Source organism: Haloarcula marina (genome assembly GCF_024218775.1).
GTDB lineage: Archaea > Halobacteriota > Halobacteria > Halobacteriales > Haloarculaceae > Haloarcula > Haloarcula marina.
In genome coordinates this window covers 1875255-1900281 of sequence record NZ_CP100404.1, presented here as the reverse complement: position 1 = coordinate 1900281, position 25027 = coordinate 1875255, and the positions used below count along the sequence as shown (strand labels likewise).

At 66.6% G+C, this 25027-nt stretch carries 26 protein-coding genes; 13 read left to right on the top strand and 13 right to left on the bottom strand.

Features of this window, described 5'->3' with window-relative positions; genetic code table 11:
• Positions 1-110 precede the first annotated feature (110 nt).
• The 3 genes from thyX to NJQ44_RS09935 form a co-directional block, all read right to left on the bottom strand.
• Complete coding sequence (thyX, locus tag NJQ44_RS09945; protein WP_254271195.1) at positions 111-854, bottom strand: FAD-dependent thymidylate synthase; 744 nt, start codon at positions 852-854, stop codon at positions 111-113.
• A gap of 63 nt (positions 855-917) precedes the next feature.
• Positions 918-1577 carry an RAD55 family ATPase gene (locus tag NJQ44_RS09940; RefSeq protein ID WP_254271194.1) on the bottom strand — a complete coding sequence of 220 codons (660 nt, stop codon included), beginning with the start codon at positions 1575-1577 and terminating at the stop codon, positions 918-920.
• Between the two features lie 13 nt (positions 1578-1590).
• Positions 1591-2175, bottom strand: a complete 585-nt coding sequence (locus NJQ44_RS09935) for a response regulator transcription factor (RefSeq protein WP_254271193.1) — start codon at positions 2173-2175, stop codon at positions 1591-1593.
• A 120-nt stretch (positions 2176-2295) separates the two neighbouring features.
• On the opposite strand from NJQ44_RS09935, the gene NJQ44_RS09930 reads away from it, so the two are divergent.
• Together NJQ44_RS09930 and NJQ44_RS09925 are read left to right on the top strand one after the other, a co-directional pair.
• Positions 2296-2871 carry an MBL fold metallo-hydrolase gene (locus NJQ44_RS09930; protein WP_254271192.1) on the top strand — a complete coding sequence of 192 codons (576 nt, stop codon included), beginning with the start codon at positions 2296-2298 and terminating at the stop codon, positions 2869-2871.
• A gap of 42 nt (positions 2872-2913) precedes the next feature.
• Positions 2914-3354 carry a DUF302 domain-containing protein gene (locus NJQ44_RS09925; protein WP_254271191.1) on the top strand — a complete coding sequence of 147 codons (441 nt, stop codon included), beginning with the start codon at positions 2914-2916 and terminating at the stop codon, positions 3352-3354.
• Here the strand turns inward: NJQ44_RS09925 and NJQ44_RS09920 are convergent.
• Both NJQ44_RS09920 and NJQ44_RS09915 read right to left on the bottom strand, forming a co-directional pair.
• The gene (locus NJQ44_RS09920; RefSeq protein WP_254271190.1) at positions 3351-4169 is read right to left on the bottom strand and encodes an ATPase; all 819 of its coding nucleotides are present in this window, start codon (positions 4167-4169) and stop codon (positions 3351-3353) included. The two genes, NJQ44_RS09925 and NJQ44_RS09920, sit on opposite strands and share 4 nt — an antisense overlap.
• Positions 4166-4435 (bottom strand): DUF5827 family protein, encoded by a 270-nt coding sequence (locus tag NJQ44_RS09915; RefSeq protein WP_254271189.1) that lies wholly within the window; start codon positions 4433-4435, stop codon positions 4166-4168. The genes NJQ44_RS09920 and NJQ44_RS09915 overlap by 4 nt, the downstream gene beginning before the upstream one ends.
• An 81-nt stretch (positions 4436-4516) precedes the next feature.
• On the opposite strand from NJQ44_RS09915, the gene NJQ44_RS09910 reads away from it, so the two are divergent.
• Positions 4517-6181, top strand: a complete 1665-nt coding sequence (locus NJQ44_RS09910; protein WP_254271188.1) for a histidine kinase N-terminal 7TM domain-containing protein — start codon at positions 4517-4519, stop codon at positions 6179-6181.
• 61 nt (positions 6182-6242) lie between these two features.
• Here the strand turns inward: NJQ44_RS09910 and sod are convergent, their stop codons facing one another.
• The 3 genes from sod to NJQ44_RS09895 all read right to left on the bottom strand — a co-directional run bounded on the left by sod (position 6243) and on the right by NJQ44_RS09895 (position 9935).
• Positions 6243-6854, bottom strand: a complete 612-nt coding sequence (sod, locus tag NJQ44_RS09905; protein WP_254271187.1) for a superoxide dismutase [Mn] — start codon at positions 6852-6854, stop codon at positions 6243-6245.
• 75 nt (positions 6855-6929) lie between these two features.
• The gene (locus NJQ44_RS09900) at positions 6930-8396 is read right to left on the bottom strand and encodes a histidine kinase N-terminal 7TM domain-containing protein (RefSeq protein WP_254271186.1); all 1467 of its coding nucleotides are present in this window, start codon (positions 8394-8396) and stop codon (positions 6930-6932) included.
• Between the two features lie 135 nt (positions 8397-8531).
• Entirely contained in the window at positions 8532-9935 is a 1404-nt protein-coding gene (locus tag NJQ44_RS09895) for a cryptochrome/photolyase family protein (protein ID WP_254271185.1), read from the bottom strand.
• 95 nt (positions 9936-10030) lie between these two features.
• Between NJQ44_RS09895 and NJQ44_RS09890 the strand changes: the two genes are divergently transcribed.
• Genes NJQ44_RS09890 through NJQ44_RS09880 form a run of 3 tightly spaced genes read left to right on the top strand, consistent with a single transcriptional unit; the run spans position 10031 to position 12345 of the window.
• Entirely contained in the window at positions 10031-10825 is a 795-nt protein-coding gene (locus NJQ44_RS09890) for an enoyl-CoA hydratase/isomerase family protein (RefSeq protein ID WP_254271184.1), read from the top strand.
• A gap of 58 nt (positions 10826-10883) precedes the next feature.
• Positions 10884-11783 (top strand): ferritin family protein, encoded by a 900-nt coding sequence (locus NJQ44_RS09885; protein WP_254271183.1) that lies wholly within the window; start codon positions 10884-10886, stop codon positions 11781-11783.
• A 43-nt stretch (positions 11784-11826) separates the two neighbouring features.
• A complete protein-coding gene (locus NJQ44_RS09880) occupies positions 11827-12345 on the top strand; it encodes a winged helix-turn-helix domain-containing protein (protein ID WP_254271182.1) in 519 nt (172 codons plus the stop codon).
• A 31-nt stretch (positions 12346-12376) separates the two neighbouring features.
• Here NJQ44_RS09880 and NJQ44_RS09875 read toward each other — a convergent pair whose 3' ends face one another.
• Together NJQ44_RS09875 and NJQ44_RS09870 are read right to left on the bottom strand one after the other, a co-directional pair.
• The gene (locus NJQ44_RS09875) at positions 12377-12658 is read right to left on the bottom strand and encodes a UPF0058 family protein (RefSeq protein WP_254271181.1); all 282 of its coding nucleotides are present in this window, start codon (positions 12656-12658) and stop codon (positions 12377-12379) included.
• Positions 12659-12731: 73 nt separating this feature from the next.
• The gene (locus NJQ44_RS09870) at positions 12732-12947 is read right to left on the bottom strand and encodes a ribbon-helix-helix domain-containing protein (protein ID WP_254271180.1); all 216 of its coding nucleotides are present in this window, start codon (positions 12945-12947) and stop codon (positions 12732-12734) included.
• Positions 12948-13161: 214 nt separating this feature from the next.
• Here NJQ44_RS09870 and NJQ44_RS09865 point away from each other — a divergent pair, with 214 nt between their 5' ends.
• The gene (locus NJQ44_RS09865; protein ID WP_254271179.1) at positions 13162-14499 is read left to right on the top strand and encodes an isochorismate synthase; all 1338 of its coding nucleotides are present in this window, start codon (positions 13162-13164) and stop codon (positions 14497-14499) included.
• Positions 14496-16286 (top strand): 2-succinyl-5-enolpyruvyl-6-hydroxy-3-cyclohexene-1-carboxylic-acid synthase, encoded by a 1791-nt coding sequence (gene menD, locus NJQ44_RS09860; protein ID WP_254271178.1) that lies wholly within the window; start codon positions 14496-14498, stop codon positions 16284-16286. Before NJQ44_RS09865 ends, menD begins: the two co-directional genes overlap by 4 nt.
• Here menD and NJQ44_RS09855 read toward each other — a convergent pair whose 3' ends face one another.
• Together NJQ44_RS09855 and NJQ44_RS09850 are read right to left on the bottom strand one after the other, a co-directional pair.
• Positions 16287-17207 carry a DnaJ domain-containing protein gene (locus NJQ44_RS09855; protein WP_254271177.1) on the bottom strand — a complete coding sequence of 307 codons (921 nt, stop codon included), beginning with the start codon at positions 17205-17207 and terminating at the stop codon, positions 16287-16289.
• A 56-nt stretch (positions 17208-17263) separates the two neighbouring features.
• Positions 17264-17569, bottom strand: a complete 306-nt coding sequence (locus tag NJQ44_RS09850; protein WP_254271176.1) for a DUF8066 domain-containing protein — start codon at positions 17567-17569, stop codon at positions 17264-17266.
• An 80-nt stretch (positions 17570-17649) separates the two neighbouring features.
• Between NJQ44_RS09850 and NJQ44_RS09845 the strand changes: the two genes are divergently transcribed.
• Positions 17650-18552 carry a 1,4-dihydroxy-2-naphthoyl-CoA synthase gene (locus tag NJQ44_RS09845; protein ID WP_254271175.1) on the top strand — a complete coding sequence of 301 codons (903 nt, stop codon included), beginning with the start codon at positions 17650-17652 and terminating at the stop codon, positions 18550-18552.
• Here the strand turns inward: NJQ44_RS09845 and NJQ44_RS09840 are convergent.
• Positions 18546-20351, bottom strand: coding sequence for a PAS domain S-box protein (locus NJQ44_RS09840; RefSeq protein ID WP_254271174.1), 1806 nt, complete (start codon positions 20349-20351; stop codon positions 18546-18548). The two genes, NJQ44_RS09845 and NJQ44_RS09840, sit on opposite strands and share 7 nt — an antisense overlap.
• Before the next feature lie 367 nt (positions 20352-20718).
• On the opposite strand from NJQ44_RS09840, the gene NJQ44_RS09835 reads away from it, so the two are divergent.
• Genes NJQ44_RS09835 through NJQ44_RS09820 form a run of 4 tightly spaced genes read left to right on the top strand, consistent with a single transcriptional unit; the run spans position 20719 to position 25008 of the window.
• Entirely contained in the window at positions 20719-21678 is a 960-nt protein-coding gene (locus NJQ44_RS09835; protein WP_254271173.1) for a 1,4-dihydroxy-2-naphthoate polyprenyltransferase, read from the top strand.
• The gene (locus NJQ44_RS09830; RefSeq protein WP_431357777.1) at positions 21675-22727 is read left to right on the top strand and encodes a mandelate racemase/muconate lactonizing enzyme family protein; all 1053 of its coding nucleotides are present in this window, start codon (positions 21675-21677) and stop codon (positions 22725-22727) included. Before NJQ44_RS09835 ends, NJQ44_RS09830 begins: the two co-directional genes overlap by 4 nt.
• A complete protein-coding gene (locus NJQ44_RS09825; RefSeq protein ID WP_254271172.1) occupies positions 22720-24225 on the top strand; it encodes a class I adenylate-forming enzyme family protein in 1506 nt (501 codons plus the stop codon). Before NJQ44_RS09830 ends, NJQ44_RS09825 begins: the two co-directional genes overlap by 8 nt.
• Before the next feature lie 45 nt (positions 24226-24270).
• Complete coding sequence (locus NJQ44_RS09820; protein ID WP_254271171.1) at positions 24271-25008, top strand: NRDE family protein; 738 nt, start codon at positions 24271-24273, stop codon at positions 25006-25008.
• The last annotated feature ends 19 nt before the right edge of the window (positions 25009-25027 follow it).

Here is a 25027-nt window from a genome sequence, read left to right as displayed (position 1 = left end):
ACTGGTCCACGGTTGGACCCACTAGTAGAAATATGTTGCCCGTAAAGAGACGCTGTACGGCATCGGTGTGGCTGGCTATCGACAATATTGTCCGTCAGTGCGCCGACCTGTCAGGGAGCGAGTCGATTCTTCCGATTCTTCATTTCGGACTCGTAGTAGTCGAAAGTGAGCGGACACCACTCGGCCGCGATGTCGAGTAAGTCCTCGGTCAACTCCCGAATCTCCCACTGGGCGTCGGCCGCGGCGCGCATGTCCGCGACGTGCATCAACATCCGGGCGTTCATCGACATGACCATGTTCACTTCCGTCCCGATGGGGAGGACGAACCGGGCGTCTTCGGGCGGCATTCCGAGGTCCAAGAGGTCCTGATAGGACTGCACCGCGTTCTCGATAGTGTCTCGGAAAATCTCGGCGCGTTCCCCGACCGTCTCCTCGTCGACGGCGTCGGTCTTCTGGTTGCGGCCGACCCAGTCGGGGTCGGTGGCCGACGGCGGGACAACGACCATCTCGCCCTCGCGAACGTCGGCGGGGTCCACGTCGTCGAACGAGACGTATCGCATCGATTGCACGTCGAAGGAGACGTGCCGGTGGCGCGTAATCTGGGCCATACACGACCGGGAGACGCCCTCGACGGCGAACGTAATCTGCGGGTGCTCGAACGGGCCGTAGTGCCCGTGTTTCAGCAGGTGACCGATGAGCGTTTCCTTCTTCTCTTCGAGGGTATCGCCGTCTACGTCTTCCATCGTCGCTTCCAGCGACTGCCCGCCGACGAACTCGGCGCTGTAATCGTTGCGCGCCGCTTTGCAGACGAGGTCCTCGGGGTCCTCCGTCGCCTCCAACAGCGTGACTTCCATACCGGATGGGAACGCCCGACCCTCAAAGTTCTTCCTTCACCGAACGGGGTCGAGAGCTCCGACTTACAATTGCTTCCACGCCGTCGGTTCGCCCGAAAGTCCCAGCACCCGCGCTTCGCGGCCGCCGGTTTCCACGTCGCGCAGTTCGATGAGGCCGTCGAACGCCTGCTTGATGACCTGAATCGTCTGTTCGTCGTGGGCGCTGGAATCGATAGTGAACACGCCGATGTACCCGGCGGAGTCGAGTCGCGAGGAGAGGACGTGACAGAATTTGAACACGGTCTTCTTGTCCGTGTAGGTGAGCATCGTCGACAGCGAGACGAGCGCGAGTCGCCCCCGCTCCCGGCCGGAGTTGTGGAGTCCCTCCAGCGCCTTCGTGATGCCGATACCGATGCCGGTCAGGTCGCCGGGCGAAGACACTTGATGGACGTAGGCTCCGTCTACGGACCCGCTGTCGGTCCCGCCTTCGCCGCGGCAGTCGATGACGCCGAGTTGGGACTCTTCCAGTTCGGGGACGAGGTCACGGAAGTCGCTGACGACGGTCTTGGCCTGGTCGCTGGTGGTCACCACGACGGCCCCGTCACCGTCACGAGCGCCGTCGGCAAGTACGTCGTAGGCGAGGCGTTCCTTGCCGCTCATCGCGGGGCCAGAGATGAGGATGCTGGACCCCGGGCGAACTGACTGTAGTGCGTCGAAGTCGAGGACGGTAGAGAGATCGTACATACTTTCGGCCCCCTCAGTTCTCTTCGCCATTGCTCAATCCACGGAGCGTCGCGATGAAGTCGTCGTCGTCCCCGATACCCCCCAGCGTGTCGGACAACCCCTCGCGCATCTCCTGTATCTCCTTCGTGAGTTCGTCGTACTGTTCGCTCTCGGCCAGTTCCGCCGTCGACTTCGTCGCTTCCAGCGTCGCCTGCTTCTCGACCAGCGCGTAGTACGCCTGCAGGAGCGAGTCGTACTCAGACCGCTCCAGGAGGTTCGTCACCGTGTTGTGGAGTTGCTCGCTGCGAATCGGTTTCGAGAGGTACGCGTCGAACCCCATCTCGAGAATGTCGAAGTCCGGTTCGACGGCGGTCACCATGGCGACCCGACACCCGAGGTCACGTTCGCGGATGCGGGTCAGCACCTCGTCCCCAGAGAGTCCCGGCATCATCCGGTCCAGGAGAACTACGTCGACCGTCTCGTCGAGTAGGTCCAGCCCTTCGTCCCCGTTCTGCGCCATACGGACCTCGTACTCTGCCTGTAGCCACAGTTTGTACGTCTCTGCGACGTCCGGTTCATCTTCGACGATAAGCACGACAGGCGGGTCCGATTCAGACATGCTGTTCTTACTATCCCCGTTTTCGCATCCACATACATAGCCCTGTGGGTGCTGTAATCGACAGCGATATTCGGGGATAGAACGACAGACACATCCCGCTCCCCGGGGAACCTCGCAGGCATGATTCGGAACCTCGCGCAGGGCGTCCAATCGTTTACGAGTAACGTGTTTCTGGTCGACGGCGCGCGGACCGTCCTCGTGGACGTGGGCAACGAGTTCGACGTGACCGAGAAAGTCCGGACTCACGCCGACGGTCTCGACGCCGTCGTCCTCACGCACACCCACTACGACCACGTCGGGAATCTCGATTCGGTAGTCGAGGAATTCGGCGTCGAAGTCTGGGGACACGATACGGACCAAGACGGCGTCGACAACGCCATCGCAGATTCGGAGACGGTTCAACTCGGTGACTCGCAGTACACCGCGCTCCACACGCCGGGCCACAAGAACGACCACCTCTGCTTTTACTCGGCCGCCGAGAGCGTCCTCTTCGCCGGTGACCTCGTCTTCGCCAACGGCAGTTTCGGCCGGACCGACCTCGAAGAGGGCGACCGAGACCTGCTCGTCGAGAGTATCGACCGCGTCCTCGACACCGTCGACGAGGGTCTCGAAGCGATGCACACCGGCCACGGTCCGAGCGTCACCGACGCGCCGTACCGCGACATCGAGTTTGCGTTGCAGGCCGCCCGTTTCTGATTCGGCCAAACACCTTTACTCGAATCGGCCGTCGTCTCGCATATGGCACTGCCAATCGACCCGACTGCGCTCGATAGCGAGGACATCGGCGAGGAGCGAGCCACGCTGGAGATGACCCACGAGGAGGCTGTCGACCACGTCCGCGAGGTGTTCACCGACGCCGGGTTCGGCATCGCCACCGAGTTCTCCCCCTCGGAGTTGCTCAACGAGAAAATCGGTGCCAACCGGGACCCGTACTACGTCCTCGGCGCGTGCAACCCGAACATGGCCGACCGCGCGTTGGACGCCTCCGACAATCGCATCGGCGCGCTGTTCCCCTGTAACGTGGTCGTCTGGCAGGAGGAACCCGGCGTCCAGACGGTGTACCACATCAGCATCATGCGGGCCGCCCGCCTGCTGGGGATGGCCCCCGACGACGAGGTGATGGCCGACATTATCGCCGACACCGGCGAGTTGGTCGACGAGGCGTTCTCGAACCTCTAGTCGAACGCTGTCGCCAACAGCGCATCGTAGGCGTGCGCGTACGCGTCAGCGACCGCCTCGGGGTCGGCCCGTGTCTCACCGTCGAGTGCCGGGAGTCGGACGGCGCTCGTTCGGTCGATGAGGTCCACGACCTTCCCGACCCGTTCCTCTAACTGGCCGTCGTTCGGCCCGCCGGTCGCAATCTCGCAGGCTTTGGTGTACCGCGCCCCGTCGTAGAAACGGGCACGGCCGGGTTCGACGACGGCGACGGCGTCCGGTTCGAACCCCGCGAGCGGTCGCGCCACGTCGCTGTAGGACTCTACAACCGCGCGTTCGGTCATCGCGATATCCTCGGCGAGCGAATCGAGTGCGTCGGCGTGCATCACGCCCATCAGGTCGTTGAAGTCCGGGAGGGAGGTGACACGCGGGGCGTCCTCGACCGGCAGGCGGTCGACCAGGCCCTCGGGCAGGTCGACGGTCCCGTTCCGGACGAACTCGCCGACCCCGTTCAAGTCGCCCACCCGGTCGACGACGAACTGCTGGTCCTCGCGGCCGAGGATGCCGGTCCCGGCACCCGCTGATGGGTGCCACAGGCGGTGAATCGGGTTTATCGACTCGGGGCGCACGTCGCCGGTCGATGCCGCGGCGAGTCGCTTCGCGTCCTTCCCGAACAGACGCCCCTGTTCGGTGGCGTACTGGTAGTCGTCGTGGTCGAACCAGTAGTTGTTGCCCGCTCGGGGCTTGAACCCGCGTGCGCCGGTGTGGGCAAGCAAGCCGACCGAAAACGTCGTCTTCCCGGCGTCGACCCGGTCGCTCCCGGCGACGAGCAGATTCATTCGTCGGCGAGGCCGTACAGACCGACCACGTCGTCGGCCTCCGGTTCGGCGAACACGAGGTCGTCTTGGTTGAAAATCATCCACGGGATGGCCCAGTCGATGAAGACGGACTCGTTGAAGTCGCTCAGTTCCGCGTCGGCGGGCAAGCCCTGCAAGAGGCGCGCGATTTCGGGAATGGTGTACAGTAGCTCCGGGTCGAGTACGTCCGCCGGTTCGTACAACTCGAACGACCGCACGTCGTCGAATTCCGCCTTTTCGGCTGGCATACGCGGGGCTACGCCGAGGGGGCCGGTAAATCCCTCGAACCGTCCAAACGACTATAATACTGGCCGGATTGTTCTCGAAAGATGGTGTCGTTGTACGTCGTCTACGCGATATCCCTGCTGGCGATTGGCGTGTTCGTCGCGGCACTCGCCGCCTTCGTCTGGCAACAGAAGCACCACGACGGCGCGACACCGTTGGCGGTCCTACTGGCCGGACAGTCCATCTGGTGTGCCTGTGCGTTCGCCGCCATCGTGACACGCGGGACGCGGTGGGCGCTGGTCTGGTCCCGTGCGTGGTACGCCGGTATCGTCATCGTCGTGGCTGGTCTGTTCGTCTTCGCGCTGACGTACACCGGACGGGACCGGTATCTGGGCCGCTGGACGTACGCGGCGCTGGCCGTGGAGCCAGTTGTCCTGTTCTGGTTCTCTGTTTTCGACCCGACTGGGCCACTGTATACGGTGGTCGGCCCGTCGTCGACGACGATGCTCGGGTGGGAACTGCAGTCGGGACCCGTGTTCTGGGCACACGCCGCGTACTCGTACCTCCTCGTCGCGGTGGCCAGCGCGCTCATCATCGAGTTCGCACTGACCTCGAACTCGCTCAGACAGCGACAGGTGTACGGGTTGGTCGTCGCCATCTTCGTGCCGTGGTTCGGCAACGGCCTCTACCTGTTCGGCGGCCTCGGTTTCGACCCGACGCCCGTCGCGTTCGCCGTGACCGGCGTCGCGTTGACGTGGTCGGTCGTCAAGGCGGGCCTCCTGGATATCTCGCCGGTCGCGCACCGCGCCGTCGTCGAGTCGCTCAACAGCGGGGTCTTCGTCATCGACACTGACGAGACGATTATCGAGGCAAACGACAGGGCGATGGCCCTGCTCGAGGACGATACCGTCGTCGGCACGTCGGTCGAGACGGCGCTGTCGTCGTGGCCGTCCCTCTACGACCAGTACAGACGACTCACCGATAGCAGCGAACACGAGTGCGTCATGGAACAGAGTGAGCGCTACTTCGACGTCCAGGCCTCGCCGCTGTACGACGACCGGGGGCAACTGCTCGGACGAGTGTTCCTCGTCCACGAGATTACCGACCAGAAGGCCCGACAGCGCGAACTCGAACGGCGGAACAGTCAGCTAGACCAGTTCGCGGGCGTCGTCAGCCACGACCTCAGGAATCCCCTGAACGTCGCCAGCGCGAGCGTCTCGCTGGCCGAGGAGACTGGCGACACAGAACACTTCGATAGACTTCGCAGGGCACACCAACGGATGGAACACCTCATCGACGAGGTGTTGGCACTCGCACGCGACGACGCGGCGCTGGACACCTCACCGCTCTCGCTGTCGGACGTCGCGGAGACGGCGTGGGCAACCGTCGATACCGTAGACGCGAGCCTAACTGTCGAGACAGACCGAAGGGTCGTCGCGGACAGGGACCAACTCCTCCGACTGTTCGAGAACGCGTTCCGGAACAGCGTCGAACACGGGGCCCGCGACGTGTCGGTGACCGTGACGGCGACGGACGGCGGGTTCGGTATCGCCGACGACGGGCCGGGCGTCCCGCCGGACGAACGGGGAACCGTCTTCGACTACGGGTACACCACATCGGACGCCGGTACCGGCCTCGGCCTCGCAATCGTCGACCACGTCGCGGGCAGTCACGGGTGGGACGTGGCGGTCAGTGAGAGCGACGACGGCGGATTCCGTCTAGAGGTGACCGGCGTCGAGACAGTCGCCGTCTCGAGCCCTCGTCAGTGACGGGTGCGAGAGATGCCACTGAGCGGGTCGGCGGCACGAAAAAATCGCTGGTGGGGAGTCGTTACTCGAAGTGACCGACTGCGGTCTGGTACTGGTCGGCGACTTCGTCCCAGTCGACGACTTCGAAGAACGCGGAGATGAAGTCGCCGCGGGCCGGACCGTAGTCGTAGTAGTACGAGTGCTCCCAGACGTCGAGGGCCAGAACGGGGTGAGCGCCCCAGAGCGCACCCTGGTCGTGCTTGTCGACCTTGACGTTGCGAAGTTGCTTCGCGACGGGGTCGTAGACCAGCAGTGCCCAGCCACCGGCGGCCGACGCGGCGGCCTCGAACTCGGCCTTCCAGCCGTCGTACGAACCGAAGTCCTCCTCGATGCGGTCGCGGAGTTCGCCTTCGGGTTCGCCGCCGCCGTTGGGGTCCATGTTCTCCCAGAACAGCGTGTGGAGATAGTGTCCACAGCCGTTGTGGGTGACGCTCCCCAGCGCACCGCCGGTCGAGGAGTGGTCGCCCGACTCGCGGTTCTCCGCGAGTGTCTCCTCGGCCGACGCGAGGCCGTTTACGTAGCCCTGATGGTGGGTGTCGTGGTGCCACGTGAGCACCTGCTCGGAGATATGCGGCTCGAGGGCGTCGTACTCGTACGGCAGCGGTGGTAGCTCGGGTTCGGAATGTTCAGACATGTATTATCGCCTCCACATTAGGCGAAGCGCGGACGACGGTTAAACGTTTAGGAGGCGGTGGGTTTCACGGACCGGTCAGTCGGCGACGGAACCGGGGTCACCGACCCGCAGACTGCTCGTTTCGCCTTGTGTACTGGAGTGCGAAGACGAACCAACCGACCGGGCGGCGGCGTGGCGTAGCGAGACGCGAAACACCGGTTCGAACAACCCGCTACAGTGGGCCCACTCGCCGAGACTCGCTTCCAGCACGAACGTCACGTCTGGCTTCCACTCACGCGCGGCGGCTATCTCCTCGTGGATGATGGGAACGATGTCGGCAGGCGGTTCCTCCTCCGGAGACACCATCGTCGCCAACTCCGCCGCCCGGTCGCTCACGTCCAACGCCACCGAGGCCCGTTCTTTGAGCGTCTCCACGTCGCTGACCGCGTCCTCGCCGTCGTCGGCGACGCGTTGGACGGTGGTCATCTCCTCCTGTATCGTCGCCCGGAGGACTTCGGTGAGTGCGTCCAACCGTTCTTTCCGCTCGCGGCGCTCGGTCACGTCCCGGAGCGTGATTACCTCGCCGAACTCGTGCTCCGCTGTCCCGTCTATCGCCGCGGTCCGAACGTCGTAGTGGGTCGTCTCCGCGTCTGTCTCCCGAGTCAGCGTAGTCTCACCGTCGGTGTCCTCCACGGCGCGAATCAGTTCCACTTCGCCCCTCGTCCGACCCAACAACTCCTCTCGCCCCATCTCGGTAACCGAGAGCGCTGCCGGGTTGCAGTCGACGACGACGCCGCTGGCGTCGACGACGAACACGGGGTCGTCGATGGCCTCGACCGCCGTCTCGGAGGCGAGGTGGCTGGCGACGGGCGCCCTGTCGAGCATGTCGTACTCCAAGATAGCGACCAGCGCGAGCGAACTCGACAGGGCGAACGCGATGGGGGTCGGGTCCACCACCGTCGCCGCGAGGATGTCGGTCGCGAAGGCGTAACTCGCGACCAGTGGCGCGACGGCCGCCCCCATGAGCGAGAGCGCCCGCGCCTGATACAGCGAGCGGCGGTCGACGACGAACTCGAGGAGCAGTATCGCACTCCCGGCGACCAGCAGCCACGTGTACAGCGCGAACAACCACAGGACCGGGCCGAACTCGCCGGTGAGGACGGTCAAGTCGGCGTGCGCTGTCGTGCGGACCGACTGCCTGATGAGGCCGTCGTAGGCCGACAGCGCACTGGCGAGCGTGACCGCCGGGATGACCGAGAGGGCTGCGACCGTCCGCCGAGTCAGATAGGCCCCGCGGCCCGTGTATTCGAGGACGAACGCCGTCCAAGCGACTGGCAGCACGACGACGCCAACCCACTCCACGCGGGCGAGCAGGAACGTCGTCGACGGGGTGGGGGCGAGCATCTCGCCAGCGTACGTGAGTATCCACCAGAGTTCCGCCATCGAGACGGCGAACAGCGGCGTCGCGCCCGGCATCGACCGGTGGCGGGCCGTGAGTACGGCGACCGCTCCGCACGCCAGCGCGGCCACTCCGAGCGCCGTCAGGAACACCACCCCCAGCATCGTCGTCTCGATACCGTTCAGGGACCGACAAAAACGCTCGGGTTCAAGCTAACCGGTTCGTCGGTCGTTCACCCGAACGATTCGCGTCGCTCGACTCTCGCGTCAGTCGTCGCCCGGGCCACGGGTCGCTATCGCTCAGTCGTCGCCCCTCGCTCGCTCGAACATCGCTATCGCCTCCTCACGCCGCTCGCTGTGGTCGACTATCGGGTCGGGATACTCCGGCGCGGCGTTGCGGCGCTGTGTGAGCGACGCCTCGTGCCACCCGTGGATTATCTCGGGGGCGAGGTCTGCGAGTTCCGGGACGTAGCGTTTGATGTACTCGGCGTCGGGGTCGTATCGCTCGCCCTGCGTCATCGGGTTGAAGATGCGGAAGTACGGTTGGGCGTCGGTCCCCGTCGAGGCGGCCCACTGCCACCCACCGTTGTCGTTGGCGGTGTCGTGGTCGACGAGTTTCTCGCGGAACCAGTCGTACCCGTGCCGCCAGTCGAGCAACAGGTCCTTCGTGAGAAACGACGCGACGATCATCCGGACGCGATTGTGCATGAACGCCTCCTCGCGGAGTTGGCGCATCCCGGCGTCGACGATGGGGTATCCCGTCTCGCCGTCTTTCCACGCCTGCAACGCCTCCTCGTCCTCGTTCCACTGGATGTCGTGTTCGTACGCCTTGTAGTTCTCCGTGACGACGTTCTGGTTAGCGAATAGGACCTGGGTGTAGAACTCCCGCCAGGCGAGTTGGGACTGGAACTCCGCGACCGACTCGTCGTCTTCGCCGCCGGGTTCGACGGCGCTCCGGGCTTCGTCGGTGCGCTCGTACACCTCCCGAATGCCGATAGTGCCGAACTTCAGGTGCGCCGAGAGGCGCGACGTACACTCGTCGGCGGGGTAATCGCGACGCTGTTCGTAGCGGTAGATGCCGTCCTCGAGGAAGGCATCGAGGAGTTCCCGCGCCGATTCGGTCCCGGCGGACGGCACGTCGGCCTCCGGGTCGTCGAAACCGAGGTCCGCGAGCGTCGGTAGCGAGTCGCCGTCTACGTCGGCGAGGGCGTCGGCGGCGGGCGGGTCGTAGGGGGCTTCCTTCTCCCGGTCGTGCCACTTCCGGCCGAAGTAGGTGAAGACGCTGTACGGGTCGCCGTCGTTGGTCGTTATCTCGCCTGGTTCGTGGAGGACGGCGTTCTGGACGGCCTCGCGGGCCACGTCGGCCTCGTTCAGCGCCTGTCGAACCGCGGCGTCCCGATGGGTGGCGAGGCCGGAGTAGTCCTTGCCCCACGTCACTTTTTCGGCGTCGTACTCGTCGGCGAGTTCTGGGAGGACTTCCCGCGGGTCGCCGTGGGCGACGACGAGGTCACTCCCGCGGTCTCTGTACCACGACCGCAGTGCGGCCAGCGCGTCGAGCATGAACGCGACGCGGGGCGGCCCCGCGTGTGCAAGCACGTCCCGGTCGAAGACGAACACAGGAACGACCGGGTCCGCTGCCCTCGCTCGGGCCACCCCCGCGTTGTCGGCCGCGCGCAAGTCTCGCCGATGCCAGTGAAGGCGCATACCGTTGGGTGGTCGCCGCGACGCAAAAAGCCGTACCCAACAGAGTTCGGGACGGCGGCGGAAGGGTTATTTCGCGGCGCTCGGTGGTCCACCGTATGTCAGACGATGCCGTCCTCCTGACCATCGAAGACGACGTGGCGAGGGTGACGCTCAATCGACCGGACGTGCGGAACGCCCTCGCCGCCGACACGGCGGAGCGTCTCATCGAACGCTTCGAGACAATCGCCGACAGCGACGCCCGCTGTGTCGTCCTCGAAGGCGCTGGCCCGGCGTTCTGCGCCGGGGGCAACGTGGGCGCGATGATAGAGGGCGTGGCGTCGGAGCAACCGCCCGCCGACCGGGTCGAACTCGTCGTCGACGTCATCCACGGCGCTATCGAGGCCGTCCACGACTGTCGCCTGCCGGTGGTGGCGAAGATAGACGGTGCGACGTTCGGCGCGGGGGCGGGCCTCGCGTTGGCCTGTGACGTCCAACTCGCCAGCCCCGACGCGAAAATCGGGTTCGGGTTCCGCCGCGTCGGACTGGCTATCGACTCCGGCGTCTCGTACTTCCTGCCGCGCATCGTCGGCCCGAACAAGGCGAAGGAACTCGTCTTTACCGGCGAACTGCTCGACGCCGACACCGCCCGGGAACTCGGCATCTTCACGCGCCTGTTCGAAGACGAGTCGTTCGACGACGCCGTCGAGAACGTGGTCGACACAATCGCCGAGGGGCCGACCGTCGCGCTCACGCAGGCGAAGCGCCTCATCGACCGCGGACCGGAGTCGACGTTCGAACAGGCGCTGGACCGCGAGGCGACCGCACAGGGTCTCGCCTTCACCACCGACGACCACGAGGAGGGGGCGACGGCGTTCATGGAGCAACGGGACCCCGAGTTCGAGGGCCGATAGGCCGACTTGGCCGGGACGTATTGTCAACCCTTATTTCGAATGGGGTTGACGGGGGTGTATGGCAGACGATAGGTTTCGATTGGCGGTCGACCGGGAGGAACGGTCGTTCCGCTACTACCGCAACGCTGTCGAACGACACTGGGACCCGGCGGCTATCGACACTGAGGGCGATATACACCCGCTCGTCGACGCCCATCCGAAGACGTTCGACAACTTCCGGGCGACGGTGGCGAAGTTCGGGGCGGGCGAGCGCGCGGTCACGGAGGACCTGGCTCCCCTCGCAGTCGTCATAGAGGACGCGGAGGCCCAGGCCTACCTCAGCACACAACTGTACGAGGAGGCGCGGCACTTGGACTTCTTCGAGCGGTACTGGCGCGACGTGATTCACCCCGTGGAGGACGCCCGCGGAGTGGCGCGCACCTCGCCGACCGACGACCGCTGGATAAACGACGCCTACGACGAACTGCTGGCGCGGACCGACGAGGCGATGCACCGACTGCTGGACGACGACACGCCCGCGAACCGCGCCGTCGCCTACTGCCACTACCACTTGACCATCGAAGGCATCCTCGCTCAGACGGCCTACTGGGGCCTCCAACGCAGTTTCGGACCGGCGGAATCCGACTTGCCGACCCTCCCCGGGTTCACCGAGGGCATCGAGTCGATTCGCAGCGACGAAGGCCGCCACGTCGGCTTCGGGATGTCTCGCTTGAAGCGGTTGGTCGCCGGGGGCGTCGACCCGCAACTGCTCCACGACACCGTCACCGAGTTACTGCCGCTGGTCCAGCGGACGACGACGGACGGTATCAGCGCCGACGCCAGCGACGAGACGTCCGGTCCGTCGGCCGGTGACCTCCAGACGTACGCCGCCGAGAAACACACCGAGCGCATGGCCCAGATAACCGACGACACAGAACCGCTCCCCGACGTAGAGACGCTGGTCGCCATCGAAGAATGATGCTAGGCGGAATCATCAACTATCGCCGCGAGGAATATTCAGTATGGTAACCGAGACACCCGACTGGGACTTCAAACAGCGGGACGTGTACGTCCTGCGGGAACTCGCGGCGGAGCCACAGCGGTCGTCCCGGGAACTCGCCGAGATACTCGACGAGAAGTACGGCATCGACGTCTCGCACGTCACGGTCAGCGAGTCAATCCGCAAGATGCGCGAAGAGGAGGTGTTCCGGGAGGCCATCGTCCCGAACGAGGCGCTGTTCAACTTCGCCCTGTTCGAGTTCAAGTTCAATCCGGAACACTTCGCAGAGGAGTGGCACGACGCGATGGTCGCCATCCGCGACGACGAGCACACGCTGTTTTACTTCCTCTCCGACGGCGAGTACCAGTGGAAGTCGGTGATGATGTTCCCAACGCGGGCCGCCGAGTCGCGGTGGATTCACGAGTTCTACAAGCACCACGGCAACGTCGTCCAGAACGTCCGCAACTCGGTGGTCCACAACGTCCTGAAGTTCCGGACGGACCCGGAGATATTCACAGAGCTAATGGACGACGCAGCGTAGAGAAGAGAGAGTCGAAGTCGGGGACTGCAAGCTACAGTTTGCGCTCTGCGTCCTCGGCGAGTTCCTGCATCCGCTTGCCGACGCGCCCGGCGTCCGAGAATTCGTCCTCGCTCATCGCCGTCGCCAGCGCGTTCCCGAGGACGAAGACGGCGTGTTTGTGCTCGCTCTTGGACTTGTGAACGTCGGACGGGCGAACGTCGAGTCCCTGATACGGGTCGAACAGTTCCGGGTCGACGGTGTCCATCTCGTCACGGAAGAACTCCATAATCGTGACCATCTGCTCGTGTAACTCCAGAAGCTCGTCTTTGTGCATTGTTGTGAGTGCTATGAACGTACACCAGTATAAGAATTGCTTGAGAAACGGTCCCAGACGGCCACGCTCCGAATCAGAAGACGTACTCGTCGTCGTGACCCATCATACCGTCGTCCTCGAAGCCCGGTTCCTCGTCTTCGTCGGTCGGCCCAGATGTCTTGTACGCTTTCAGCCCGGTCGAGAGGAGGTCTTCGATGGCTTCCTCGCGGTTGAGGAACTCGCCCTGCTCGACTAGCTGAGCGATTTGCATCTCCAAGTGTTCCGGGATGTTGATCTCTACCTTTGGCATCGCAACGTTGCCACCTTTGAGTAAGCCGTATTTAAAACTGGCGGGGGTAGCTACGGATTTCGAAAAAATAATTTTTTCTACAGAACATCCTATATTCTCTTTATCACCAGTATAATTCCATCTTCTGGAAACACTCGAACTCGCTCGCCCTAGTGGGCGTCGCGAGTCGCAGGTATAGTCAGGCTCAAAGGGACGGAATCCTAAGACCACGGTGATGGAACCATTGCGTGGCGACGAGACGACGGTGGGGACGACGGGGGTCGTCACACGCGGGTGCCGAATCGAGCGTGGCACGCCGCGGGCTGTCCTCGACGCCGACATCCGTCCGCGATTCGCGTGGGGGACCGACGCCGAGTCGGTCGCCGCTTGTGGCGCGGTGGCGACGGTGACCGCCGACGGAAACTCGCGATTCGCCGACGTGAAACGCGAGGCGACGGCGCTGTTCGACCGCTGTGAGACGCCGGGCACGCTCCCCAGCGCCGCCCGTCCCCGCCTGTTCGGCGGCTTCGCCTTCCACGACGGCGACCACGACGGCGAACACTCGCCGTGGGCGTCGTTTCCGGGTGCGTCCTTCTTCCTGCCCGAAGTGCAGGTCACGGCCACCGAGACTGGGACGTGGCTGACGGTGACGGCGACCGGCGACGACGCAGCGGCGACGGCAGAGCGACGGCTGGAAGCGTGGCGTGAACGCCTGCGCGAGGGCCCGACGCCCGACCGGACCCAGCCGCCGGGCGTCGAATCGCGCGAGCGGACGCCCTCGCAAAAGACGTGGCGAGAGCAGGTGAACGCGGCCGTCGAGAGCGTCGCCCGGGGAAACCTTCAGAAGGTCGTTCTCGCGCAGGCGTTGCGCGTGCGCCTGCGCCGCGAACTCTCGGTCCCGGGCGCGCTGGACCGACTCGCCGAGACGTACCCCAACTGTTATCGATTTATGCTCTCGCCAGCCGACGGCGGCACGTTCTTCGGCGCGACGCCGGAACGCCTCGTCTCCCTCCGAGGCCGAACCGTCAGAACGGAAGCGCTGGCCGGGTCCACCGGCCGCGGCGATACGCCTGCCGAAGACGAGTGGCTGGCCGCCGAACTCCTCGAGAGCGAGAAGGACACCCACGAGCACGAACTGGTCGCCAACGCGATTCGCGACCAACTGGAGCCGTTCGCCTCCTCGGTCCGCATCGGCGACCGAACCGTCCGCCGGTTGGCGACGGTCCAACACCTGCGAACGTCTATCACCGCCGAACTCGCCCGGGACGGACACGTCTTGGACCTCGTGGAGGCCCTGCACCCGACGCCAGCCGTCGGTGGTCTCCCGCCGGACGAAGCCCTCCGAACCATCCGCGAGACGGAGGCGTTCGACCGTGGCTGGTACGCCGCCCCGATCGGTTGGGTCGACGCCGCCGGAAACGGCACGTTCGCGGTGGGCATTCGCTCGGCCGTCGCCGCCGAGCGCACGGCGACGCTGTTCGCCGGGGCTGGCATCGTCGCTGACAGCGACCCCGACCGGGAGTGGGACGAGGTGCAACTCAAGTACCGGCCGATGCTGGACGAACTGGAGTGAACCGCGTGTACCCGAACGTCAACACGCTGTGGGCCGAGACGCTGGTCGAGGAACTCGTCGCAGCGGGCGTCGACGCCGCGTGCCTGTCGCCGGGAAGCCGGTCGACGCCCCTGACCGTCGCCTTCGCCGAACACCCCGACATCGAGGTGTTCTCCCACTTGGACGAGCGGTCCTCGGCGTTCTTCGCGCTCGGTCGGGCACGCCGGACCGGGACGCCGACCCCTCTGGTCTGTACCTCGGGGACGGCGGCGGCGAACTTCCACCCCGCGGTCGTCGAGGCCACTCAGTCGGGCGTCCCGATGCTCTTGCTGACCGCGGACCGACCCCCCGAACTCACCGACAGCGGTGCGAACCAGACCGTCGACCAAGAGAAACTGTACGGCGACGCAGTCCGGTGGTACCGTGACCTGCCGGAACCGGAGGCCGAACCGCGGAAGGTGCGGATGCTCCGGACGACGGCGGCGCGGGCGCTCTCGAAGGCCACCGGGAGCGACTCCGGGCCGGTCCACCTCAACTGTCGATTCCGCAAGCCGCTGGAGCCAACGCCGGTCCCCGAGGACGACCCGGACGGCGTTCCCGAGGACTGGGCCGACGGCGACACGCTGGCGGCAAACGGGAGAGACGGACCGTTCGTCGCTACCTCGCAAGGACTGCCGGAACTCACGGACGACGCTCTCGATGGCGTCGCCGCCGCCGTGGAATCGGCTGACAGGGGACTCCTCGTGACCGGTCCCGCCGATGACGGCCTCAGTGCCGCCGCGCTGGAACCGCTCGCCGAAGCGACGGGGTTCCCAGTGCTCGCGGACCCGCTCTCGGACCTCCGCTTCGGCCCGCACGTCGACCGACTCGACGTGCCCGTCTGCGGTGGCTACGACGCCTACCTCGGGTCGGACGCCACGGCGGCGTGGCCGGACCCCGACGTTGTCCTCCGCTTCGGCGCGTCGCCAACCTCGAAGCCGCTCAGACACTCCCTCCGCGACGCCGACTGTCGGCAGTTCGTCGTCGACCCGTCCGGCGGGTGGACCGAGGCGGAGTTCACGGCCAGCGACCTCCTGGTGGCCGACGAAGACGCTCTCGCAGAAGAACTCGCCGCGCGTGTCGACGGGACGGGCGGCGAGCGATGGGCCGAGCGATTCGCGGCCGCCGAACGCGACCACTGGGAGGGGGTTCGCGGCGGTCGCGAGGAGACCTACTGGGAGGGCGGCGTGCTGTCCGACGTGACCGACGCCGCACCGGACCCGGCGACGGTGTTCGTCTCCAACAGCATGCCGGTCCGCGATTTGGACCGCTTCGGCGAACCGCGGACGGCCGACCTCACGATGCTGGGGAACCGCGGAGCCAGCGGTATCGACGGCATCACGTCGACGGCGCTCGGGGCGGGGAGCGCGACGGACGACCCCCTCGTCCTCGTCACCGGTGACCTCGCGTACTACCACGACATGAACGGCCTGTTGGCGCTCGGACGGTGCGGCGTCGACGCGACTATCGTCCTCGTGAACAACGACGGCGGCGGCATCTTCCACATCCTCCCTATCGAGGACCACGACGCCTTCGAACCGCAGTTCAAGACGCCCCACGGCCTCGATTTCGGGCCGACCGGGGACCTCTACGACCTCGAATTTGCCCGGGTCGACGGCCGCGATGCGTTCCGCGACGCCTTCGATTCGTCCGTCGAACGCGACGGCACGCAAGTCATCGAATTCCAGTTCGACAGCGCGCGGAGCCACGCGGTTCGCGATGACCTGACCGCGCGGACGCGCTCGAAAATCGCCGACGACACCCGGTGACTACAACCGGAGGACGACGGCCGTCAGAATCGAGAAGCCGAACGGGAGCCACGTCCCGCAGAGGGCGACGAAACCGACGAGGGAGAGGAATCCCACACCCAACACGGCGAGGACGAGGGGCGTGAGCAGACTCCACGTCCCGAACACCAACAGTGCGACGCGGGGCATCGACTGGAGATAGCCGACGACGACGACGGCGCAGAAAGCGACGATGAGGTTGAGGTACAGCGGGAACGGCGGCATCAGTGCGCTGAACAACAGCACGGGGTACAGCGCGAAGGTGATGCCCAGCAAGGAGAGTTCTCGACCGCTCGGAACCAGCGAGTCGTAGTCCGGTCCCGTGTGGACTGTCTGCCGGACTCGGTACCCCCGCCCGGACGCCCACGCGGGCGACCTGGCGGTGTTGTGGGTGCCTGTACCCACGGAGACGCGTTCCTCGCCAGTCGCGGTCGTTCGCTCGTTCGCGGCCGACGCCGCCCGCGCGTCGGCGTCCGTCTCCGTTTCCGCGGCCGACTCGCGGGACGCCCGGTCGTCGCGCACCCGTTCGCTCGCTCGCCGTTCTCGCCGGGCGCGGTCGGCAGTGCGCCGTCGGGACCGCGACGCCGAGTGCCCGGTTGCGTCGTCGTCCGCCCTGCGCTCTGCGTCGCCGTAGCCCGCTTCCCGGGCCGCCGAGGCGACCCGACTCCCCGACGATTCGTCGCCGACGTAGGCATCGTGACCGAGGCGGTCGTATCGCGCTCGCTCGTCGGCGTCGACCAACACGTCCCGGGCCTCGATGAGGCGCTTCGTGGCGGCCTCGGCATCGCTCGCGTCGCTGACATCCGGATGCGTCTCCTTGAGACGTTCTCGGTAGGCCGCCTCGATTTCCGAACGCGAGGCGTCGTCGTCGACGCCGAGAACGTCGTAGAACGTCTCAGCCATGGCGCCCGTTCGTGGAACGTTCCGGAAGCGAGAGCATAAATTCTCGCTCCCCAGTATCAGCGCTCGGGTTCGAGGGGTCGCGCCGCCGATTCGGTGCTCGCCCCGTCGGTCCGTTCGCGTCTCTCTGTCCGGTCCTCTTCGAACCCGCCGTCGGCCAGCTCCAGCGCCACACGTTCGAGCGCCGAGGCGATGCGACCGAGGGCGAGGACGAATCGCCAGAACAGGTACACGCCCCAGAGCGCCGCGACGGCGAGCAGACCGAGGAGTATCTGCTGGACGATGATGAGGCTGTACGCCATCGCGAGCACCGAGAGGACGGCGAGTCCCGTCTTGATGCTTCGCTGGTTCGTGGTGGAGGGCATCGTCTCGAATTGGACCGTCTCGAAAGAAAGTGTTGTGCCTGACTGGGAATCTTTTTGCGGCCGCCGCCGTCAGCCACGGTATGGTTTCGGAGCTATTCGACCCCTCGCGGTGGGAGCCAATCGAGCGGTTCGACTTCGCCGACATCACCTACCACCGGTCGACGGAGACGGGCGCGGTCCGCATCGCGTTCGACCGACCGGAGAAACGCAACGCGTTCCGCCCCGAGACGGTCGACGAACTGTCCGCGGCGCTCGACCACGCGAAGCGCCTGACCGACGTTGGCTGTGTCCTCATCACCGGCAACGGTCCGTCGCCGAAAGACGGCGGGTGGGCGTTCTGCTCGGGCGGCGACCAGAGCATCCGAGGCGAGAGCGGCTACGAGTATCGGGCAGACGAAGATATCGGTGACCCGGACGCTCCGGAGAACGTCGGGCGGCTCCACATCCTCGAAGTCCAGCGACAGATTCGCCACATCCCCAAACCGGTCGTCGCCGTCGTCCCCGGATGGGCCGTCGGCGGCGGGCACTCGCTGCACGTCGTCTGTGACCTCACTATCGCCAGTGCGGAACACGCGAAGTTCCTCCAGACCGACCCTGACGTGGGGTCGTTCGACGGCGGGTTCGGGTCGGCGTACCTCGCCCGACAGGTCGGCCAGAAGAAGGCCCGAGAGGTGTTCTTCCTCGGGAAGACCTACGACGGCGAGGAAGCCGCGGAGATGGGGATGGTCAACGAAGTGGTCCCCCACGACGAGTTAGAGGACACCGCTATCGAGTGGGCCGAGCGGATGAACGAGAAGTCGCCGACGGCGATGCGGATGCTGAAGTACGCCTTCAACCTCGATTCGGACGGGATGGTCGGCCAGCAGGTGTTCGCCGGGGAAGCGACGCGACTCGCGTACATGACCGACGAAGCCCAGGAGGGGCGCGACGCGTTCAACGAAGGCCGGAATCCGGACTTCAGCGACGTGCCGTGGCACTACTGACCCGACACTTCCTCTTCGGGCGGGGCCGCGACGGGGAGGCGCAGTTCGACGACGGCCCCCGCCGGGTCGTTGTCGTCGATAGTGAACGACCCGCCGCTGTTGATGGCTAACCATCTGACGAACCAGAGGCCCAGACCGGACGTGTGCTGGAGGTCCGACTCGACGCCCGAGGTGAGCGCGTCTTTCTCCACGTCGGGAATCCCCGGGCCGTCGTCCGCGACCGTGACCACCACGGTTTCGTCGTCGCCGGTCGTTTCGAGCGTCACTGCGACCTCCACGCCGTCGCCGCCGTAGGTCGCGGCGTTGTCGAGAATCTCGCTCATCGCGAGTTCGAAGGCGTTGTGGGTCCGCGCCCAGAGGGTCCCCGGGATGTCTGTCACGAACGCCGCGTCCTCGTAGCTGAGACGCGCTTCGTCGACGACGTGGCGAGTGTGGGTAGCCACGTCGACGGCGCTGACTTCCTCGCCCCACCGGGGGTCGAGCGTATCGTGAAAGGCGCGGGCCGTCTCGCCGAGGTTCAGTAGCTCTTCGGCCGCGCGTTCGATTGTCGTCGTGGCGTTCCGTATCGCTTCGTCGTCGGTCTGCTCTCGGGCCAACTCGGCCTGTGCCAGCACTACGTGGAGTTTGTTTCGGAGGTTGTGTCTGAGGACGCGGTCGAGGACCGAGAGGCGGTACTCCCGCTCCCTGTGCTCTGTCACGTCGCGGCTGACGCAGACGACGCCGTCGAACTCGTCGGCGGGCATCACCGCCAGTGCGGTCTGGTACCGCCGCTTTCGCCCCTTCGCGTCGGTGACGGCCGTCTCTATCGTCGTCCCCATCTGGTCGTCGTTGGCGAGCGAGAGGAGGGCGTCGGCCAACTGCGCCGCGTGTGGCGCGCCGAACACTTCGCGGACGTGTCGACCCACGAGGTCCGCCTGGTCCGTCTCGCTGAACCGCGCTGTCGCCTCGTTCAACAGCGTGACCCGGAGGTCCGCGTCGAGCGAATAGATGGGGTCCCCGGCCGCACGGACGATTTCCTCGTATCGGTTTAGTTCTCGACTCCGTTCGATTCGGTCGGTCACGTCCTGCTGAAACCCGAGGTAGTGGGTTAGGTCGCCGTTTTCGAACACCGGGGTGACGCTGAGGTGGTTCCAGAACTCGGAGCCGTCTTTTCGGTAGTTCAGAATCTCGACTTCGACGGATGTTCCCGAATCGAGGGCCGCCCGTATCTCCTCGACCGTCGACCGGTCGGTGTCCGGTCCCTGCAGGAACCGACAGTTCCGGCCGAGCACTTCCTCGCGCTCGTAGCCGGTCGTTTCGAGGAACGCGTCGTTCGCGTAGACGAGTTTCTCGTCGTCCCCGGCGTCCGCGATAGTGATACCGTTGACCGCTTTGTCCATCGCCCGCCTGAACAGCGACGAGTGCTTGGACTGCCGACGTGCCTGCAGGTGCGCCCGGATACGACCGAGAAGCAACCGCTCGGTGGTCGGAAGTGTGAGGAAATCGTCGATGTCGTCGACCAACTCCCGCGCACGCGTTTCCGAGACCCCCGGTTCGAGGACGAGCAACACCGGAAGCAAGACCGGGTCAGCGTCGGCTTTCCGCCGTCGCAGTTGCTCGCCGACTGCCGGGTAGCTCTCGGTGTCGACGATACAGACGTCGAAGGCGGGCAGCGTCGAGGTGTCGTCGCTGACGACGGTGATATCTGCCTCGGAGAGTTGGTCGGCCAGCGTAGCCCTGTGCTCGTCGTCGACGAGGAGGAGCACGACATCGGGCGACTGGTCGATAGCCCTGACGACCGAGTGTGTCTGGTCGTCCATCAGCGTGACTTGTTCGGTCCGGTCGTCAGGCACGGTGACGCGGCGAGTTGGTCCCCCGTCAAGGCGGTGGTCGACCCCGACAACGCGTGTCGGCTGACACCGTCGAGAATCGGGTGAAAGAATCCCGAAACGCCGCGTACGTGGCGGAACGGCCCACGTGTTGTCTCGTGGCGTTCCGGACCGCCCGGCGGCAGACGGCGTCTACAAGCAAAGACCATGCAGGTTCAAACGCGCATGAACGTAAATATGTGCTGGCTGTGGGGCTCGTCGCTGTATTGCGGTTTGTGTGGTTCCGGCGGCCGAAGTGAGGAAACCGTGGCCCCGTGAACCACAGTCGCTTTGAGAGTGGCGGCCCGAGCAACGACCAATGAGTACAGCGACGGCCGACGTTTCGAAGCGGGAAGCGTGGGTGATGGCCGCCCGGCCGCAGACGCTCCCCGCGGGGGCCGCTCCCGTCGTCGTCGGGACTGGGCTGGCAGTACACGCTGGCGTGTTCGAACTCCTCCCGGCGGTGGCGGCCCTCTTGGGGGCGCTCTTACTACAGGTCGGGACGAACTTCGCGAACGACTACTACGACGCCGTGAAGGGCGCGGACACGGACGAACGCGAGGGGTTCACCCGCGTCACGGCGGGCGGACTCATCGACCCGTCCTCGGTCAGACGGGCGATGGTGTTGACCTACGCCCTCGCCGTCGTCGTCGGCGTCTACCTCGTCGCCATCGGTGGCCTCCCCATCGTCGTGGTCGGTCTGACCGGTATCGCCGCGGGAGTCCTCTACACCGGCGGCCCCCTGCCCTACGGCTATCGGGGCCTCGGCGACCTGTTCGTGTTCGTCTACTTCGGCGTCGTCGCCGTCACCGGAACGTACTACGTCCAAGCCGTCGCCAACATGCCCGCCGTCGGGACGTTCCCGACCACGCTCCCGCCGGAGAGCCTCCCCGTCGCCGTCGTCGTCGGGAGCCTAACCGCCGCTGGCCTCTCGACGGCCATCCTCGTCGTCAACAACGTCCGCGACCGCGAGACGGACATGGCCGCCGGGAAGAAGACGCTGGCCGTCTACCTCGGGTATCGCTGGAGCCGCGTCGAGTACGTCCTCCTCGTGGGCATGGCCTACGTGGTCCCTGTGCTGTTCGCGCTGGACCCGGCATACAGCCCGTGGGCGCTCGCACCGTGGCTCACGCTCCCGCTCGCTGGGCAGACGACACGAACCGTCTTCACGCGAACGGACGGCGAGGCGCTGAACCCGACGCTCGAACGCGTCGGCAAACTTCTCTTCGCCCACTCGCTCCTCTTCGCCGCCGGACTCGCGCTCCCGCAGGTGCTATGACGATACGCACGACGCCGTTCTCGCTCCCGCTGTCGAGTCCGCTGTCGACGGCCGCCGGACGCATCGAGGAGCGCTCCGGGTTCGTCGTTCGCTACGACCACCGCGGCGAGACCGGTCTCGGCGAAGCAACCCCGCTTCCCGGGTGGACCGAATCGCTCGACGGTTGTGAAGAGGCGCTCGCTCGCGCCGCAGACGCCGAAGCCGACGGCGGCCACACCGGGGCGATGCTGGCGCTCGACGCTGGCGAAGTCCCGGCCGCGCGGCACGGCGTGGCGACGGCCCTCCTGGATGCCGACGCCCGCGCCGAGGGTGTCCCGCTGTACCAGTGGTTCGACGCCGACGTACACTGCGAGTCGGTCCCAGTCAACGCCACCGTCGGCGACGGCGACCCGGCGACGACGGCGACAGCGGTCGCCGAAGCCGTCGACGCGGGCTTCGAGTGCTGTAAACTGAAGGTCGGCGCGCGCTCGGTCGACGACGACGCCGACCGCCTCCGCGCGGTGCGAGTGCGCGTCGGCGACGATGTCACGCTCCGTGCGGACGCGAACGGCGCGTGGTCCCGAGAAGACGCGCGCGACGCTCTCGAACGGTTCGCCGAGTTCGGCGTGGAGTACGTCGAGCAACCCCTCTCGGCCGACGACCTCGACGGCCACGCCGCTCTCCGCGGCGGCCCGGTCGACGTGGCACTCGACGAGTCAGTGGCCCACCGCCGCGTCGATTCCGTCCTCGCCGCGGACGCCGCCGACGTGCTGATACTGAAGCCGATGGTCCTCGGCGGTCCCGGTAACGCTCACACGCTGGCGATGCGCGCTCGCGAGCAGGGGGTCGAACCGGTCGTGACGACGACCATCGACGGCGTCCTCGGTCGACTCGCCGCGCTCCACGTCGCCGCGGCGATACCGAACGTTCGCCCCTGCGGCCTCGCCACGGGCGACCGACTGTCGACCGACCTCGCGCCGGACCCGGCGACAGTAGCGGGTGGGCGAATGACAGTTCCGCACTCGGACGGCCTCGGCGTGGACCCTCGGGAGGTGAGGGCAGATGCGTGAGTCTCTGGAGTGGCCCACCCGGGACCTCCTGTCACACCGCGCCGCGGCGACGCCCGAGAGGACTGCGCTCGTCGACGCCGACGACGGGTCTTCACTGACCTACCGCGAGTACGACGCGGCGGCCGACGAGATAGCCGCCGGAGTCCGGCCGCACCTGTCCGACGACGGTGCGCGCGTCGCGACGCTCGTTAACACGCGGCCGGAAGTCGGTAGTCTGCTGTTCGGCGCTATGCGGTGCGGTGCCACGCTGGCCCCGTTGAACGTGGACCTCGAGGCGGACGCGCTCGCCCGGCAACTCGCGGCGCTCGACGCGGACCTCCTCGTCTGTGAATCTGACACCGAGTCGCTGGCAACCCGCATCGCCGACTGTTCTGTCGTGTCCGTCGACGACCCGGCGAGGGACGGGGTGGCATCGCTGAGGCCTCCCGAATCGCCGTCGTCGGTCGAACCGGTCGAACTAGCGCGCGACGAGACGGCCGTCGTCCTGTTCACGTCGGGGACGACGAGCCGTCCGAAGGGCGTCCGCCTGACCGTCGGCAACCTCGTCGCCAGCGCGACGGCGTCCGCGTTCAGGCTGGGCGTCTCGCCGGGCGACCGCTGGCTCGTCTGTCTGCCGACGTACCACATGGGCGGCCTGGCGCCGTTCGTTCGGACCGCGCTCTACGGAGCCAGCGTCGTCGTCCAGCGGCAGTTCGACACCGCCGCGACGGGCGGGGTGCTGGCCGATTACGGCGTGACCGGCGTCTCGCTCGTGCCGACGATGCTCGGCCGGATGCTCGATTCGGGGTGGACCCCCGACGAGGCGCTCCGGTTCGTGCTGTTGGGCGGCGGCCCCGCCAGTCCGGACCTCGTCGACCGCTGCCGCGAGCGCGGCGTCCCAGTCTGTCCGACCTACGGCATGACCGAAGCGGCCTCGCAGATTACGACGGCGCGGCCCGACACGGCGTTCGAACACCGCGGGACCGTCGGTCAACCGCTCGTCTGTACGGTCGTGACTATCCTCTCCGAGGACGGCCCCGCAGTCGCGGGAACGCGGGGCGAAATCGTCGTCGACGGACCGACGGTCACGCCGGGCTACCTCGACGACGCACGCACCGCCGAGGCGTTCGGTCCGCACGGCTTCCACACCGGCGACGTGGGGTTTCGCGACGAGGACGGCCGGTTGTGGGTGGTCGGCCGCGTCGACGACCGCATCGTGACCGGCGGCGAGAACGTCGACGCGGGGGCAGTCGCGGCCGCTATCGAGGGACTTCCCGGGGTAAGGGACGCCGCCGTGGTAGGCCTCCCCGACGAGGAGTGGGGCGAGCGCGTGGCGGCCGCCGTCGTCGGCGATATCGACCCGGCGACAGTCCGAGACCACTGCCGAGCGGACCTCGCGCCCTACGAGGTTCCGAAAACGGTTCGGGTGGTCGAGGCGCTGCCGCGGACGGCGTCGGGGACCGTCGACCGTAACGCGGTCCGTGAGTTGCTGGCCGTAGGTGGCGACAGCGCGGCGTGACGCCCGGGCACAGTCGTTTTCTACGCGCGGCGTCTACGAACGCCCGTGTGTACCATCGTCCTCGCGTGGCAGGTGTTCGACGACGCGCCGATAGCGTTCGCCGCGAACCGTGACGAACGGGTCGACCGACCGTCGGAACCCCCGGCGGTGCGCCACTGGGGCGCGCGCGTGGTCGCCCCGGCCGACGCTGAAGCCAGCGGCACGTGGCTGGGCTACAACGAACACGGCGTTCTCGCTGCCGTCACGAACCGCTGGGTCGACGCCGAACTCGCCGCCGAGCGCTCGCGAGGTCTGTTGGTCCGTGACTGCCTCGGTCACGAGACGGCGGAAGACGCGGCCCGCGCCGTCGAGCAGGCGGCCCGGGAGGCCGAGTACGACGGCTTCAACCTCCTCTTGGTCGACGAGAACGCAGCCATCCTCCTGGAGTGGGACGGCCTGCTGGCCGCCCGCAATCTCGAACCCGGCGTCCACGTCGTCGTCAACGTCGGCGCTGACGGCGACTACCGCATCCCGAGCCACCGCCCCGACGTGGGCGAACGGCAGGCCGAAAACGCTGACCGACTGCGCGAGGCGATGCAGGTCGAACCCGGCGAGCAGGTGGACGCGTGGCTGGACCGCGCGGGAGAGACCATCGCCGACCACGACTACGGCGTCTGCATCCACGGCGACGGCTTCGGCACGCGCTCGTCGTCGCTCGTCGCCCTCGGCGAGCGCCAGCGGTACGACTTCGCGGCCGGACCACCCTGCACGACCGAGTACCGCCCGGTCGAAAGTCAGATTTAAGCGGCCGACCGTCGCTAGG